The organism is Acinetobacter sp. 24-47-64 (assembly GCF_057737055.1).
Map to the genome: position 1 here is coordinate 1778966 of NZ_CM173215.1, position 15898 is coordinate 1794863.

The following is a 15898-nucleotide window of genomic DNA, read 5'->3' on the forward strand; positions in this document are numbered from 1 at the left end:
TGGCCTCAACTAGAATGAGTAATTCACACTAAAACCATAGTTCATGTCATAATTTTGAAAGTACTCAGGCTTCTTAATCGGCTTACCTGCAAATACGTCATAATAGAAATTCCCACCGACTTTGAACTGTCCTCTGAAACCCATTGCACCACCAATTAAGGTTTTACCCAGTATCAATTCTGCTGACTGTCCATCGACATGCCCTGCATCTAATGCAATATAAAATTGGTGTGCTGGGAAAATTGACATCGCTAAATCATTACGCCAGTAATAACCACGGTCAGCAGCTAAAGTCATGTTCCCGTCAAAACCACGTACTGTATAACGCCCACCAATTGACATACGATCTTGCATGGTTAATGGTGTATCGTTGTACTGTGCTCTGATTGAACTGGAGTAGTTATAGTTTTGTTTTTCAAATTGAAATGGGACATTTAGATTGGCATCTAATGTCCAAATTTTCATGCGTGAAGAACCTTCATCAAAGGCTTCTTCCGGGGCACGTAAAGCACTAAAAGCACCTGTCCCGCGTTTATACCCAAGACTCAAATCAAGTACCGATGATTTTATATATTCTCGATGATCTATATTGAATTGCCAGCCTGAAACATCACGTCTTTGAATGCTCACCTCTGCATCATCAATGAAGCTTTTTGATTCTCGATGCCAACCTTTAAAGCTTGCTGAAGTTTTTCTTTTCGCATCGCGATATAACAATCGTGTTACACCTAGATCTTGTGTTTTACTTTCACCATTGTAGTTATAGACGTTATTCGCTCCGGCAACGGCTTGGTCGTAGTTGTATTGGCTTGCATTAGCACTAATGAGCCAGTTTTTATACGGTACTGAGTAATGCAGTGCATAGTTATTAGTACCACTTTCTACAGTCGTACCATGCTGATCTGTGATTTTTTGTTGATCCGCTAAGTTGCGACCAACTGTGATATAAAATAAATCACTTCGGAATAAAGGGTTATCTAACGAGACTGTTATATTACCTTGATATTTACCTGTTTGGCGACTTCCTGCATCATCCGCACTTAGAGTCACACGGATTGGAATTTTTCTTTGTTTCCATTTGACGATGACATCACTCTGATTCGGTGCATCAGCAGGGACAATTTGAATATCAGCCTCTGTAGTAGGCACACGTTTTAAATTTTCTAAGCCTTGTTCTAAATCTCGTAGATTCAGCACATCACCATTTTTAATTGGGAATATGTTTTTCGCATATTGAATTCGGCCGGCGCGGGTATTATCTTCATCACTTAAATCGAGTTTGATTTCTCGAACCAAACCAGGAATAACAGTCAGTTCTAACGTACCCGTACTTAAGTTTTGCGGGGCTACCAAAATACGTGTTGTGGTATAGCCACGACCAATAATGATGTTTTGTGTTTTAGTCATGAGCAAATTAACAGCTTGCTCACCTATACACATGCCAGACTTAAATTCGAGTTCTTTTAAAGCTTGTGTTAAGTATTTACTAAACTTATCACTCATTTCACCATTTAGTTTTACTTCATTAATATCAAAACATTTTTCTTCTTTTATTTCGTGAAGTTTCAAGCTTTCTTTTTGGTGTACAGCATCTAAACTTACATCTGCCGAAGGTTGTATGATTTTTTCTAATTCTGCTTGGCGTTCTTGATTTCGTATAAGTCCATCAATCGCAGGGTCAAAATTTTGTGCATGTGCAGATGAAATAAATATCCCTCCACCAATACTTAGAAGTATCCCCTTGAACAATAATTTTTCTGTAAACATGTTGTCACTTTGTATTAAATTTGCGATAAATCTAACAATTAAAAGTTTATTTTACAACATCTGTAAACCCTTTGTTTAATAGATATTTATAATCAAATGATTCTTATAATAATTTTAAAGCTTTAATTGATTTTTATTCGTAATAGCATCATTTTAAAATATTCTTAGCTTAGAGGGGCTTTGTTGCAGAAAGCTATTCTTAAGGGCTTCTTCAGCCATATAATTTTCAAATGAAGAAGCCTACACATAATCTACCGCACAACCAATTGGCCCGCATATAACCGAGCACTCATTAATCGCGGAAATATTGCCATTTGGTTTGATCCTACTACGCAATGGTATGCTCTATCAAAAGGCAAACAAGGACGAAATAAAACCTACTCCGACGCAGCCATCCAATGCTGCTTAATGATTAAATCCTTATTTCGTCTGTCTTTACGTATGGTCACTGGCTTTGTGCAAAGTCTGATTAAACTTTGCGGATTAAATTGGACAGCGCCAGATTACAGTACACTTTGTAGAAGACAAAAGTATATTGATATTGCAATCAGCTACCAAAAAAGTAGCTATGGGCTGCATCTACTCATGGACTCTACAGGCTTGATATTTCTAGGTAAGGGCGAATGGAAACGCAAGAAACATGGACCTGAATATCGTCGCCAATGGCGTAAGCTACATATTGCTATAGATGCTGAAACCTTTCAAATACGTGCTATACAGCTCACAACCAATAATATCAGTGATTCACAGGTACTAGGTGATTTACTTGATCAGATTCCACAAGATGAACAGGTTGACTCTGTTTATACCGATGGAGCTTATGACACTAAGCAATGCCGTCAGGCCATTGCAGATCGGCAAGCGCATGCGGTGATTCCACCTAGAAAAAATGCGAAACCATGGAAAGATACAAAGAGCAGCTCGCTAGAGCGAAATGAATTACTTCAAACAGTTAATCGTTTAGGTAGGACTCTATGGAAAAAATGGTCAGGCTATCATCGGCGAAGTTTGGTTGAGACTAAAATGCACTGCATCAAATTATTAGGAGATAAATTCAGTGCAAGGAGCTTTGATAGCCAAGTCAATGAGGTTCACGCACGTGTAGCAGTCCTCAACAGATTTACGGAATTAGGTCGACCACTTACCCAAGTTACGCCTTAAAGTTGGCTCAATTAGGGGCACTTTGCCTTTCAAATCTTTGTGCAACAAAGCCATTTAGGATACAAACAAGGATACACAGAGCGTGTTCCCATATGAAGTTATATGACGTTACACAAAGCAATAAAAAACCCTTAACTCTTTTAGAATTAAGGGTTTGGATTTCATATGAATGCATATGATTATAAAATTTGGTGGGCCCACACAGACTTGAACTGTGGACCAACGGATTATGAGTCCGCTGCTCTAACCAACTGAGCTATAGGCCCTATAAATACTGATTTCTCAAGTATTTGAGAATCAGAATACTAGCCAATATCAAATTCAAAAACAAGGTTTTTCATTTTTTTTATCTTCAGCTTGACCAAAATTTATTCATCGCAGTTTGCAAATCACGTACAATCTTGGTCATCTTTAGAATTTCAGTCACAAATATGTGAAAAATTATGAATTTTCGGTAAGCGTAGAGGATGTAAAGTTTGCAGAGAAAATCTAAATTTAGTAGTCCATTTTTCTATAATTTATCACTAAAGGGATTGAATTTTTTAAAATGAAGTAAGAAACTCTGCCATATAAAATTCAAATATCTCTGTGAATCATGAAAAAACACATTGCCGAAATGGCATTTAAACTTGCTGGTGTCAAATATCATGTTGAACCGAATGTGCTTGGTGATAAACAAGTCATTATCGGTTTTGAACATACCACGATGATGGATGCTGTACTCTCAATCGCTCTGTTTCAAATCCATGATATCCCGATTCACACACTAATTAAAAAAGAACTATTCAAAGGACCTTTTAAGCCAATTTTAGAAGGGGTTGGCGGTATTCCAGTTGACCGTCACTCAAATAAAGATATCGTGGCTCAAATGGTTGAACTCTTCAACTCCAATGACAAATTTAATCTCGTGATTGCGCCTGAAGCGACTCGTGCGAAAAATGGTGAACAACGTAAACCGATCCGCACCGGTTTTTGGCATATCGCAAAAGCCGCAAACGTTCCTATCGTTTTCTTGTTTGTAAACCAAAAAACCAAACAAGGCGGAATTTTTGGCAAAATCATGCCATCAGAGTTGGATCATGATTTGAAGTTGATTCAGGAACTTTATAAGGAACATACAGGTTTAGACATTATTATTCCTGAACCTAAGAATAAAGCCTGATCTTGAACAATTGCTAAAATAAGGGTCTTTATTAAAAAAAAGCCCTTATGGTAGAATTTCGCAGATTTGATTAGGCATAAGGCCAATCTACAAGGAGCATATTTCGCATGGCGGGTCATTCCAAGTGGGCCAATATTAAGCATCGTAAAGCTAAACAAGATGCTAGTCGTGGTAAAGTTTTCACAAAATATATTCGTGAAATTGTTACAGCTGCAAAACTCGGTGGTCCAGATGCAGCAAGCAACCCACGTCTTCGTGCAGTTGTTGAAAAAGCATTGTCCGTTAACATGACTCGTGATGTCATCAACCGTGCCATTCAGCGTGGTGCTGGTGGTGAAGACAATGATGATTTAAAAGAAGTCACATACGAAGGTTATGGTGTTGGTGGTGTAGCCGTTATTGTTGAGACAATGACTGATAACTTAAACCGTACAGTACCAGATGTTCGTCACTGCTTCTCTAAAACAGATGGTAACTTAGGTACTAACGGCTCTGTTGCTTTCCTTTTCACTAAACGTGGCGAAATTACTTTTGAAGATGTTTCTTTAGAAGACCAAATTATGGACGTTGCGTTGGAAGCTGGTGCAGAAGACATTGAGGTGACAGAAGATGAAATTCTTGTGATCACCACACCTGAGTCTTTTGGAACAGTGCAAGATGCTTTAGCGGCTGCAGGTTTAAAATCTGACAATGCAGAAGTGGTGATGAACCCTTCAACTAAAGCAGAAATCACAGATATCGATCAAGCGAAAAAAATCATGAAAATGATTGATATGCTTGAAGATTTAGATGATGTACAAAACGTATATACCAACGTTGAATTCTCTGAAGAAGTTTTAGCGCAATTGGATGCTTAATCCATATTCAGAATTAGAAAACGCACCTTCTGGTGCGTTTTTTTAATTGAAAGGCGTCTTTTTTTGCAAGCTTGAATTATGCTTTACTCAATAAACCATGACAGTTAAATACATCATATTCTTTAATGACAAAGCTTGAATGCAATGCCACAACATGATCAATTTTACCAATGCGCTGTAACAAAATCTGGCTATAATTTTCCATATCACGAGCAACAACTTCTATAATAAAATCAGCAGATTGCCCTGTGACTAAAAAAGCATTGATCACTTCAGGAATACTTTTAAGTTCATCTAAAAATTTTGCAAAAGTATCTGAGTCATGCTTACTCAATGATACTTGTAACAACACATGTAAATTAAACCCTAATTTTTGATAGTTAATATCACGCTTTAAATTCGTCATGATATTGGTTTCAATGAGATGTTTAATACGACGGTGCACTGAACTTACAGACAGGTTAATACGCTCCGAAAGCTCGTTCAGATTCAAATCTTCATGTGTAAGAATTTCTAAAATTTGTTTATCGTAACGATCTAATTCCATCTTCTTCTCAATATTTTCATGGCATAAAATGATTATGCGTTATTTTTTCAAAAATATCGATTAAAATGAAAATAAATTAACCAATCAGACAACTTAATAGAAAATATGCTCTGTTATATCCCGCGCCAATCTACCCGCGCATTTCGTTCGTTGGCATAAATACGTTTGACATATTGCCCTATTGGTAAATCAAGCAATTGATTTTGATAGTCCTCAAATTCAGATGAAACTGGCTGATGATATTCTCTTTCCCAAGGTGTACCAGAGATCTCAAGTAGTGGAGCAAGCATTGAACAAACGGCGATATCTGCCAAACCCAAACGATCTCCCACCATATATCGAGCTTGATTCTGAATCAATTGATCGTTTAACTGCAAAATAATTTCATGCATATTTTCTTTAGCAAGCGCAACTTGTTCATCATCAAGTTGGTAGCTGGTTGAAACTAAAGTTTTAATAAGTGGCTTACTGATCTTTTGAAATTTTCTCAGATATCCTTTTTCACCAATCATGATTTCTAGCGGCTCATCGCTTTCAGATAAAGCTTGAGCAAGCCCCCAGCGCCTCACTGATACACCCAATTGATTACTCAGGTCATTAATTTCAAGTGCTTTTTTTCTTAACTTTAAATCTGATCTGAGCAATGAATGCTCTGGATAAACATCATCCAAATACAGGGCAATTTGGGTTGAATCTGCAATCCACTTTTCTTTATCACGTAATATCGGTAGAGAATTTTGACCTGTTTTTAATTTTGCGAATGCACGATGTACGCCCGGAATCATATTTTGAGCAACATAATCCAATTCCTTATGATCAAGTAACCAGCGAGCTTTTTCACAAAAGTGAGATAAAGGAAACTGGTAAAGGATGCGCATAAAATCTCCGAAGTCTTGATCAATCATAGGATTTATTGTTTTGCTTACTTTATGCAACCCTATGCCAAAACACAATGTGATAATGCATCAATTGCAACTTAAATTGTTATTTTTGGAAATATGAATCCGTTAAATTATAAATGTTTAGCAAATCTTTATCTTTTTTATTGCAAAGTCTAAATGAATTCAACGTGTTTAGAGCACTGAAATTTATTAAAATTCATTATTAATCAAAATTTTAAGTTTTCTAATATTTTTCAATCGATATCTATATTTGTCTTAAGCATTTTTTTTGAATAGTTCAACGAAAACCAGCATTTAAAAAAAAATATTCTATGGGCGTAGCGTATATCTCCTCAAAGAGGAATTGATCTATGTCTCGTTTAATTACTGAAAATGTTCATGTTATTGAAAATGATCAAGATGCCATTCATGCAGCCTATCATGTTGCTGATTATGCGCTCGAAGGTCGCAATCAGCGTGACCAACAACGAGCTTTACCATTTGCAGAAATTGAATTATTCAGCCAAAAAGGTTTAGGAGGCTTACGCATCCCCCACGTATATGGCGGTGCTGAAGTATCTCATCGTACCCTTGCCCAAGTATTTCGTATTCTAAATAAAGCGGATTCAAGTTTAGGGCAAATTCCACAAAATCAAATTGCATTGCTCAATATGATCAACATCATGGGAAGCGATGAACAAAAGCAATTTATTTTCAACGAAATTTTAAAAGGTAAGCGTCTTGCCAATGGGGGACCAGAACGACATACCAAAGATACCAAGACTTTAGACACACACCTTGTTTTGGAGGATGGGAAATATCGAGTTTCAGGAAAAAAATTCTATTCTACAGGCAGTTCATTTGCACATTGGTTAGCCATCAAAGCCATACACCCTGAAGGTCACGTGGTTTTAATTTTAGTGAACCGTGAATCCACTGGTATCGAAGTCATCAATGACTGGGATGGATTTGGTCAACGTACCACTTCAAGTGGCACAGTGATTTTAGACCATGTTGAAGTTGATCCATTACTGATTTTTGATGAAAGAAAATTATTGGACGTCCCTAATTTTAGAGGCGCGTTTTCACAGCTGATGCAAGTGGCTATCGATGTTGGTATTGCTGAAGCAGCATTTGAGGACATGTTGTTTGCGATCCGTAAAGCACGCCCAATTGTGGATGCACAAGTTGAGCGTGCCAGTGATGAGTATTTCACCTTACAAGAAGTTGGCAAAGCTAATGTTTTGTTAGATGCCGCCATTCTTTTGCTTGATGAAGCAGCTGATTATTTAGATTCACTCAATGTAGTTGAACAACTCTCTGATGAACAGATTGCTGAAGCTTCGATCAAAGTTGCTGAAGCTAAAGTCTATGCCAATGATGCTGTACTGCATATCTCAGAAAAGTTGATTGAGCTCGGGGGAAGTCGCGCCATCCTCAATGTCCATAATTTTGTTCAACACTGGCGAAATGCACGTGTACATACCCTTCATGATCCTATTCGCTGGAAACTTCACGCGCTGGGTTCGTATTACTTAAACCATACTTTTCCTGCACGTCATGCCTGGATTTAAGGAGTCATCATGTCATCTTTACAAGCTTTAGAGATCCAAGAATCAGGCAGTTATAGACCAGCGCATATTATTCGCTCTGATGAAGAAGCATTAAAAGTCGCACACGAACTTGCAGAAAAGTTTAAGTACCGTGCATCTGAACGAGATTTAAATCGTGAGCTTCCTCACGAAGAAATCGAAGCGTACAGTCAATCTGGCTTATGGGCCATTACAGTACCTCAACAATATGGCGGTGCCGATGTTTCTATTCATACACTGACAAAAATCATCGCATTAATGAGTGGTGTTGATGGCTCTATCGGACAAATTCCACAAAATCATTTCTATGCACTTGAAATTTTGAGGAATACTGGGTCTGAGGCTCAAAAAAGACGTTTATTTACTGAAGTTTTACAAGGTGCTCGCTTTGGAAATGCCTTGGCTGAGTTTAAAACTAAAAATGCAGCACAACGCCATACCTCTTTAAGACAAGTCGAAAATGGTTATGTCCTCAATGGAGAAAAATTTTATTGCACTGGCAGTCTATTCGCTCACCGTATTCCAACCCTTGCTAGTGATGAACAAGAGCGCCAGTTTCTAGTCTTTGTTCCATATGATAGCGAAGGCTTAAGCCTATTAGATGACTGGAGTGGATTTGGTCAACGTACCACAGGCAGTGGGACTGTTAAATTTGAAAATGTACAGATTGACCCAGAGGATATAGTCCCTTTTGATTTGGCTTATTCAACTGCCACCATTTCAGGTCCATTTGCACAAATTATTCATGCCTCAATTGAAACAGGCATTGCTCGAGCTGCTTTTGAAGAAACATTAATACGCGTTCGTCAAGCACGCCCTTGGATAGATGCAAAAGTTGAACATGCCACTCAAGACCCTTTGACACTATACGAAATTGGTCGAATTGCAACAGACGTCAAGGCCACCGAGTTACTACTAAAACAAGCAGCGCAAGCGGTTCAAGATGCCAAAGTCTCCCCTTCAGAACATTCAGTTGCACATGCTTCTATTCAAGTGGCTAAAGCACGTGCACACAGTACCGAGACTGCACTAAAAGTCTCGTCAAAACTGATTGAACTGGCTGGTAGTCGTGGAAGTCAACGACAAGATAATCTTGACCGATACTGGAGAAACGCACGTGTTCATACCTTGCATGATCCAGCGCGTTGGAAATATTTCTTCATAGCCAATTATGTTTTAAACGGCGTATTCCCCCCAAGACGAGGTACGCTGTAATGACAAAAATTCAATCGAAACCTCAAAAACAGATCCTGTTCAATGCATTTGATATGAATTGTGTAGGTCATATCAACCATGGGCTTTGGACACACCCACGTGATCAATCCTACCGATTTAATGAATTAAGTTATTGGACAGAACTCGCTCAAACTTTAGAGAAAGGTCTTTTCGATGGATTATTCATTGCTGATATTACTGGCGTTTACGATGTCTATCAAAATGGCATTGATCTAACCTTGAAAGAATCGATTCAACTGCCGAGCCATGATCCAAGCACGCTGGTGTCTGCAATGGCAGCCGTCACACCGCATTTGGGTTTCGGTATTACAGTGAACTTAAGTTATGAATCGCCTTATCAATTTGCTCGTCGCTTCGCGAGTCTGGATCATCTGACCCAAGGACGTTTGGGATGGAATATAGTCACTGGCTATTTGGATAGCGCAGCGCGATTGGTCGGTCAGCAAGGACTGAAAGATCATGATTTACGTTATGAACAAGCTGAAGAATTTTTAGAACTCTGCTACAAATTTTGGGAAGGCTCTTGGGAAAATGATGCTGTCATCCAAGATAAGCTCAATCGCATTTTTACCGATCCGACTAAAGTACATACGATCCACCATCAAGGAAAGTTCTATAACAGTCACGGCGTCTTCCAAGTCTCGCCTTCAGTACAACGAACACCTGTTCTTTATCAAGCGGGAGCATCACCTAAAGGACTACAGTTTGCCACTCGGCATACAGAAGCCATGTTTATTGGTGGAGATACCGCTGAAAAAATTGCATCGCAAACACAAAAGATTCGCCAATTAGCCCATTCACACGGTCGTAATGGTACAGCAATTAAATTATTTGCAGGCATCACTGTCGTCACTGCTGAAACAGATCAACAAGCGCAAGAAAAACTGCAGGACTATATTCAATATGCAAGTCCTGAAGCAGGGATTGCGCATTTTTCAAGCTCAATCGGAACAGACTTAGGTCATCTAAAAGATGAGGATGCTATTCCATATAAAAAAACCAACAGCATCGTTTCTGTAAATGAGCGCTTTAAGGAAAACAAAGTCACTTTGGCAGATTTAAAAGCTCAGCATGTACTCGGTGGACGTTATCCCTTATTTGTTGGCAGTGGAGCAACAGTTGCTCAACAGCTAATCGAATTCATTGATATTTCTGGATTAGATGGTTTTAACCTTGCCCGTACAGTCGCTCCAGAGTCACATCAAGATTTTATTCGTTATGTCATTCCTGAACTCCAACAACGTGGTCGCTATAAGACTGCCTATGCTGAGGGTAGCTTAAGGCACAAGCTATTCAATGCGGGAGATCATTTACCACTTTCACATCCTGCACATCATTTCCGATGTCCAAGCTCAACACAAGATATACAACAATCAAATTTAAATCCTATACACCAACATTCAGCTTAAGTTTTTAATATTTAGGGGTCTTTCTATGGCACAAGCTCAGTCTTCTCGACTTAAATGGATCGGCGTTGCAATCGCCATTATTGTGATTGCAGCGTTTGCATGGTCCTTTTTGAAAAAAAATGATCAACAAGAAATTGTGATTGGCATTAGCCCACCATTTGCAAAACCACTTCAAGCCGCAATTGAAGAAGCAAAGGCTCAAGGCATTCATGTACTTTGGTAGAATTTTCAGATTGGAATACACCCAACATCACCCTAAATCATGGGGATATTGATGCAAATTATTTTCAGCATCAACCTTTCTTGAATAATGCGTTAAAAGAAACCAACTTTAAGCTCAAACCCTTGGGCATCGGCTCAGGAACACATGTCGGTTTATATTCAAAAAAATATAAAGCGATTAGTGAAGTTGAAAATGGCGCTCGAGTTGTACTGCCAAATGATCCTGTGAATCAGGGTCGCGCCCTACTCCTCTTACAACACGCTGGATTAATACAACTTAAGGATTCCAACAACCACTTATCCAACTTAAAAGATATTAAATCCAATCCAAAAAAATTGAACTTTATTGAAGTCGAAGGCCCGCAAACTGCGCGTGCCGTAGATGATGCAGACCTCGTATTTAGCTATCCAATGTACCTACGCTTAGCGCAAACAATTGATCCAAATGATGCCTTAATTTTGGATGAAATTAACAACACGCTTTATGCCATCTTATTTGTTGTTCGCGATGACTTTGAACAAACTCAGCCTGAAAAAGCAGCTCAACTGAAAAAATTTATCCAAATTTATCAAAGCTCAGACAAAGTTAAACAAGCATTGAATGAGGATATTGGTGAAAAACTATGGTTCAAAGGCTGGAAATAAGGAGTGTTCATGTCTACTTCAACTCAATCATCTAAATTCATCAAAATTGCAGTCATCATCGTCGCAGTACTGGCGGCCTTAGTGGGATATCGTTATATCAGTCAAAACTCAAATGATAAAGTGATTAAAATCGGCATTAGCCCACCCTATGCTGAATTACTGCAAAGTGTCGCTGAGGATGTAAAAGCACAAGGAATCCATCTCGAGTTGATTGAGTTTTCAGACTGGCAAGCACCCAATGTTGCTGTGCAAAATGGTGATATTGACGCTAATTTCTTTCAACAAAGTGTTTTTCTAGCGAATGCAGTGCGTGAAACAGGCTATGACCTTGTGCCTTTTGCGAAAGGTTCAGGCAGTCATGTCGGACTTTATTCAAAAAAATATCAATCCCTACAGGAAATACCTGATCAAGCGAAAGTAGTCGTACCGAATGATCCAGTTAACATGGCACGTGGTTTAAATTTGCTGGCTCGTGCAGGCTTAATTCAAGTCAAAGATATTAATAATGAGCTCACCAGCACCCGAGACATTATCAGTAATCCTAAAAAACTCAAGATTATTGAAGTTGAAGGCCCGCAAACCGCGCATGCTTACAATGAAGCTGACTTAATTATGGGTTTTCCTCATTATTTGAAAATGGCAAAAGTTGCTGATCCTACGTCTGCACTGTTATTAGATCCGATTAATAAAAAATTTGCGATTTTGTTTGTAACGCGTCGAGATTATCAAGATCAGGATGACAAATTAAAAACTGTGGTTGAAACCTTCCAAAACTCTGCAAAAGTCCGTCAGATTCTAGACAAAGACTTTGGACAAGGTTTGTGGTTTGAAGGCTGGAAATAAGGAGAATGATCATGGTGAGTTTTGGTTCACACATTGAATTTGCAGTACCCCATATTACAATTCGTCATTTAAATAAGTATTACGATGTACAAGGAAAACAAGTTCACGCACTCAAAAACATTAATTTGGATATTCCCGAAGGAAAAATTTTCGGCATTATCGGCAAAAGTGGTGCGGGCAAATCTTCATTGATTCGCACCTTAAATGGGTTAGAAACAATTTCTGATGGTAGTATTCATATACATCAACATGATCTAGGGCAGCTTAATCACAATGAATTAATCGCCCTACGCCAGCGTATTGGCATGATTTTTCAACATTTTAATTTACTATCTGCCAAAACAGTTTGGGAAAATGTCGCGCTTCCATTGAAAATCGCAAAAGTGCCTGCTGCTGAGATTCAAACTCGTGTGGATGAGGTTTTAAATCTAGTCGGTCTGGCTGAAAAGCATCATCACTATCCATCACAATTATCGGGTGGGCAAAAACAACGAGTTGGGATTGCCCGCGCATTGGTCAGTAAACCTGAAATACTATTGTGCGATGAAGCAACATCGGCACTTGATCCAGAAAGCACATCTGTTGTTCTATCTTTACTGAAGGAAATTAATCAAAAATTAGGACTCACCATCGTTCTCATTACACATGAAATGCAGGTAATTCGTGAAATTTGCGATCAAGTGGTGGTTATTGATCAAGGTGAAATCGTTGAATCAGGGCAAGTTTGGTCAGTCTTCTCTCGTCCCCAGCAGAATATCACGCAAGAACTCCTCAATTTGGAACAGCTTGATTTGCCATTCCAGTTACATCAAGAGCGAGCTACACATTTAACGCATACCATTTTGAAAATCAGCTATGCAACTGATTTGAAAAATCCTCCCAACTTAAATGATGTACTTTCTAAAATTACACTGCCTGTGCATTTATATCAAAGCCATGTAGACACTATTCAACATCATCTGGTTGGCTCACTTATCGTAGGTATTCCTCAATTAGATGTTGATGTACATACGCTCCATCAGCAATTCCCCCATAAAACATCACAAATCGAGGTGCTTGGCTATGCACAACCAGCTCATTGATCTTTTAATTACGGGTACCATTGATACTTTGTTAATGGTCGGTATTTCTGCATTTTTAGCGCTTCTCATTGGATTGCCTATGGCTGTAATCCTCGTCAATACCTCAGAAAATGGGATTTATCCGTCAAAAAAAATTAATCATACCTTGGGTTGGGTGGTGAATATTACGCGCTCTATTCCCTTCCTAATTTTGATGGTGGCGCTCATTCCCTTCACTCGACTGATTGTGGGGACCAGTTATGGGGTATGGGCTGCGGTTGTACCTTTAACTATTGCGGCTACACCTTTTTTCGCACGTATTGCGGAAGTCAGTCTACGAGAAGTTGATCATGGACTCATAGAAGCTGCACAAGCCATGGGCTGTAATCGCAAACAAATTATTTGGCATGTGCTTTTACCAGAAGCACTGCCTGGTATTGTTGCAGGTTTTACTGTCACGCTTGTAACCATGATCAATTCCTCTGCGATTGCGGGTGCTATTGGTGCGGGTGGTTTAGGTGACATCGCCTATCGATATGGCTACCAACGCTTCGATATGCAAATTATGTTGGCGGTGATCATTGTATTAGTCGTATTGGTCATGCTGATTCAAGCTTTGGGTGATCAATTGGCACATAGTTTGGACAAACGTAAAATCTAATTCACACTATTCAATTGAGTCTCATCTGTCTTTTCGAGAAACATCAAAGCCATGACCTGACTTTGTCATGGCTTTGATGTAAAATCACCGACAATTTTTAAATAACACTGTGTGAGTCTTTTCATGGGTTTTAATTGCGGTATTGTCGGCTTGCCGAACGTTGGTAAATCTACACTTTTCAATGCATTGACGAAAGCTGCTATTGCTGCAGAAAACTTCCCATTCTGTACCATTGAACCAAACACTGGCATCGTTCCTGTTCCAGATCCACGTTTAGATAAATTAACTGCTATTGTTAAACCTCAACGTGTTATTCCAACCACAATGGAATTTGTAGACATCGCAGGTTTAGTTGCTGGTGCTTCTAAAGGTGAAGGTTTAGGGAACCAATTCTTAGCCAACATTCGTGAAACTGATGCAATTGCACACGTAGTACGTTGTTTTGAAGACGAAAATGTTATTCACGTGAACGGCAAAATTGACCCACTTGATGACATTGCAACTATTAACACTGAGCTTGCTTTAGCAGATTTAGAAACAGTATCAAAAGCGGTTACACGTTTAGCAAAGTCTGCGAAAGGTGGTGATAAAGAAGCAGTTGCAACAAAAGCTGTACTAGAAAAAATTCAGCCATTACTTGATGAAGGTCGCCCTGCTCGCGCAGCTGATCTTGATGACGACGAGCGCAAATTAGTTCGTGGCTTTGGTTTATTAACCCTTAAACCAACAATGTATATTGCTAACGTTGCTGAAGATGGTTTTGAAAACAATCCGCACCTTGATGCTGTTAAAAAATTAGCGGCAGAAGAGAATGCTATTGTAGTTCCGCTTTGCAACCAAATCGAAGCTGAAATCTCTTTGCTTGAAGATGATGAGCGTGCTGAATTTTTAGAAGCGATGGGCATGGAAGAACCAGGTCTTAACGTGGTTATTCGTGCAGGTTATGGCTTACTTGGCCTACAAACTTATTTCACTGCAGGCGTTCAAGAAGTTCGTGCTTGGACTGTAAAAATCGGTGCGACCGCTCCTCAAGCTGCTGGTGTGATTCACACTGATTTTGAGAAAGGCTTTATTCGTGCAGAATGCATTGCCTATGACGATTTTGTTCAATACAACGGCGAAGCTGGCGCTAAAGAAGCTGGAAAATGGCGTCTTGAAGGTAAAACTTATGTCGTTCAAGATGGTGATGTTTTACATTTCCGTTTCAACGTTTAAGTTATTAAAAAACAGCCGAAAGGCTGTTTTTTTTTGCAAAGATTATTTAAAAGAATGAGATCATGGATTTTGAGTTGAAGTACTCGAGTGATTTACGTGTTTATGGTCCATTTCATAGCGTAATTGTTTAGCTCGAACCAATACTTTCTCTTCCAGTTTCTTACGTAAACCAATAAGAAATATAAATTCTGCTACCACAAATAAAGGACCTATAGCGAGCCCTACAAGATCATCCACAAAAGCTGGTTTTTTCTTTTCATAATAGTGCCCAATAAATTGAATAATCCATCCCACAATAAAAAATCCAGCACTTACCAATACCCAAGAGGATGTCGCTAAAGCTGCTACTTGTGTGGCTGGTTGATAAATTAAAGCAAATAGCACTGCCATTACCACACCAAAAATGAGATCCAAACTCAAGTAATAAATCACTGATGCGACGATCAATAACATTGCAAGATCAATGGAATATCCAGCAACTGTAAATTGCGCTTTGGCTGCAAAACACAAGATCGAAAATACAATCAAGGGAATTCCAATAAAATGCGAAAATACGTTTTTACGATCTAGGTGATAAGCTGCATATTGTCCAAGCAAGCTCTCTAAACGAGTCATGTTATCATTCCTTTTTCTGACTAT

The 15898-nt window shown here is 38.9% G+C and carries 13 protein-coding genes, 1 tRNA gene and 2 pseudogenes; 11 read left to right on the top strand and 5 right to left on the bottom strand.

The genetic code is table 11. The features are described 5' to 3' along the window. Positions 1-9: 9 nt before the first annotated feature. Entirely contained in the window at positions 10-1767 is a 1758-nt protein-coding gene (locus AC1M85_RS08490; protein ID WP_488212886.1) for a ShlB/FhaC/HecB family hemolysin secretion/activation protein, read from the bottom strand. 230 nt (positions 1768-1997) lie between these two features. Between AC1M85_RS08490 and AC1M85_RS08495 the strand changes: the two are divergent. Beyond that, positions 1998-2928: pseudogene (locus AC1M85_RS08495) on the top strand (IS5 family transposase). 189 nt (positions 2929-3117) lie between these two features. Here the strand turns inward: AC1M85_RS08495 and AC1M85_RS08500 are convergent. Beyond that, positions 3118-3194: transfer RNA gene (locus AC1M85_RS08500), tRNA-Ile, on the bottom strand. 329 nt (positions 3195-3523) lie between these two features. On the opposite strand from AC1M85_RS08500, the gene AC1M85_RS08505 reads away from it, so the two are divergent. Further along, positions 3524-4090, top strand: coding sequence for a 1-acyl-sn-glycerol-3-phosphate acyltransferase (locus AC1M85_RS08505; RefSeq protein ID WP_171076734.1), 567 nt, complete (start codon positions 3524-3526; stop codon positions 4088-4090). Positions 4091-4197: 107 nt separating this feature from the next. After that, positions 4198-4947: a YebC/PmpR family DNA-binding transcriptional regulator gene (locus AC1M85_RS08510; protein WP_035264495.1), complete on the top strand. Its 750-nt coding sequence runs from the start codon at positions 4198-4200 to the stop codon at positions 4945-4947. Positions 4948-5023: 76 nt separating this feature from the next. On the opposite strand, the gene AC1M85_RS08515 is transcribed toward AC1M85_RS08510, so the two are convergent. Further along, positions 5024-5494 carry an Lrp/AsnC family transcriptional regulator gene (locus AC1M85_RS08515; RefSeq protein ID WP_035264497.1) on the bottom strand — a complete coding sequence of 157 codons (471 nt, stop codon included), beginning with the start codon at positions 5492-5494 and terminating at the stop codon, positions 5024-5026. 113 nt (positions 5495-5607) lie between these two features. Then, entirely contained in the window at positions 5608-6372 is a 765-nt protein-coding gene (locus AC1M85_RS08520) for a glutathione S-transferase family protein (protein ID WP_481589873.1), read from the bottom strand. A 374-nt stretch (positions 6373-6746) separates the two neighbouring features. Between AC1M85_RS08520 and AC1M85_RS08525 the strand changes: the two genes are divergently transcribed. The 8 genes and pseudogenes from AC1M85_RS08525 (at position 6747) to ychF (ending at position 15259) form a co-directional block, all read left to right on the top strand. Then, a complete protein-coding gene (locus AC1M85_RS08525) occupies positions 6747-7949 on the top strand; it encodes an SfnB family sulfur acquisition oxidoreductase (protein WP_488212887.1) in 1203 nt (400 codons plus the stop codon). A 9-nt stretch (positions 7950-7958) separates the two neighbouring features. Next, on the top strand, positions 7959-9182 hold the full coding sequence (locus AC1M85_RS08530) for an SfnB family sulfur acquisition oxidoreductase (protein WP_481587041.1): 1224 nt from the start codon (positions 7959-7961) through the stop codon (positions 9180-9182). Next, positions 9182-10612, top strand: a complete 1431-nt coding sequence (locus AC1M85_RS08535) for an LLM class flavin-dependent oxidoreductase (RefSeq protein ID WP_488212888.1) — start codon at positions 9182-9184, stop codon at positions 10610-10612. The genes AC1M85_RS08530 and AC1M85_RS08535 overlap by 1 nt, the downstream gene beginning before the upstream one ends. A 25-nt stretch (positions 10613-10637) precedes the next feature. Beyond that, positions 10638-11479: pseudogene (locus AC1M85_RS08540) on the top strand (MetQ/NlpA family ABC transporter substrate-binding protein). Between the two features lie 9 nt (positions 11480-11488). Then, positions 11489-12322 carry a MetQ/NlpA family ABC transporter substrate-binding protein gene (locus AC1M85_RS08545; RefSeq protein ID WP_481591139.1) on the top strand — a complete coding sequence of 278 codons (834 nt, stop codon included), beginning with the start codon at positions 11489-11491 and terminating at the stop codon, positions 12320-12322. Between the two features lie 11 nt (positions 12323-12333). Beyond that, entirely contained in the window at positions 12334-13404 is a 1071-nt protein-coding gene (locus tag AC1M85_RS08550) for a methionine ABC transporter ATP-binding protein (protein ID WP_488212889.1), read from the top strand. Next, positions 13385-14044 (top strand): methionine ABC transporter permease, encoded by a 660-nt coding sequence (locus AC1M85_RS08555; protein WP_481595434.1) that lies wholly within the window; start codon positions 13385-13387, stop codon positions 14042-14044. The genes AC1M85_RS08550 and AC1M85_RS08555 overlap by 20 nt, the downstream gene beginning before the upstream one ends. A 123-nt stretch (positions 14045-14167) precedes the next feature. Further along, positions 14168-15259 (top strand): redox-regulated ATPase YchF, encoded by a 1092-nt coding sequence (ychF, locus tag AC1M85_RS08560; protein ID WP_035264512.1) that lies wholly within the window; start codon positions 14168-14170, stop codon positions 15257-15259. Positions 15260-15319: 60 nt separating this feature from the next. Here the strand turns inward: ychF and AC1M85_RS08565 are convergent, their stop codons facing one another. Beyond that, a complete protein-coding gene (locus AC1M85_RS08565; protein ID WP_481595435.1) occupies positions 15320-15874 on the bottom strand; it encodes an Mpo1 family 2-hydroxy fatty acid dioxygenase in 555 nt (184 codons plus the stop codon). Positions 15875-15898: the final 24 nt, after the last annotated feature.

Bases quoted from the DNA above. Each gene is read 5' to 3' on its own strand.
- AC1M85_RS08490 (WP_488212886.1), bottom strand. From the start codon at position 1,767: ATGTTTACAGAAAAATTATTGTTCAAGGGGATACTTCTAAGTATTGGT.
- AC1M85_RS08505 (WP_171076734.1), top strand. From the start codon at position 3,524: ATGAAAAAACACATTGCCGAAATGGCATTTAAACTTGCTGGTGTCAAA.
- AC1M85_RS08510 (WP_035264495.1), top strand. From the start codon at position 4,198: ATGGCGGGTCATTCCAAGTGGGCCAATATTAAGCATCGTAAAGCTAAA.
- AC1M85_RS08515 (WP_035264497.1), bottom strand. From the start codon at position 5,494: ATGGAATTAGATCGTTACGATAAACAAATTTTAGAAATTCTTACACAT.
- AC1M85_RS08520 (WP_481589873.1), bottom strand. From the start codon at position 6,372: ATGCGCATCCTTTACCAGTTTCCTTTATCTCACTTTTGTGAAAAAGCT.
- AC1M85_RS08525 (WP_488212887.1), top strand. From the start codon at position 6,747: ATGTCTCGTTTAATTACTGAAAATGTTCATGTTATTGAAAATGATCAA.
- AC1M85_RS08530 (WP_481587041.1), top strand. From the start codon at position 7,959: ATGTCATCTTTACAAGCTTTAGAGATCCAAGAATCAGGCAGTTATAGA.
- AC1M85_RS08535 (WP_488212888.1), top strand. From the start codon at position 9,182: ATGACAAAAATTCAATCGAAACCTCAAAAACAGATCCTGTTCAATGCA.
- AC1M85_RS08545 (WP_481591139.1), top strand. From the start codon at position 11,489: ATGTCTACTTCAACTCAATCATCTAAATTCATCAAAATTGCAGTCATC.
- AC1M85_RS08550 (WP_488212889.1), top strand. From the start codon at position 12,334: ATGGTGAGTTTTGGTTCACACATTGAATTTGCAGTACCCCATATTACA.
- AC1M85_RS08555 (WP_481595434.1), top strand. From the start codon at position 13,385: ATGCACAACCAGCTCATTGATCTTTTAATTACGGGTACCATTGATACT.
- ychF (WP_035264512.1), top strand. From the start codon at position 14,168: ATGGGTTTTAATTGCGGTATTGTCGGCTTGCCGAACGTTGGTAAATCT.
- AC1M85_RS08565 (WP_481595435.1), bottom strand. From the start codon at position 15,874: ATGACTCGTTTAGAGAGCTTGCTTGGACAATATGCAGCTTATCACCTA.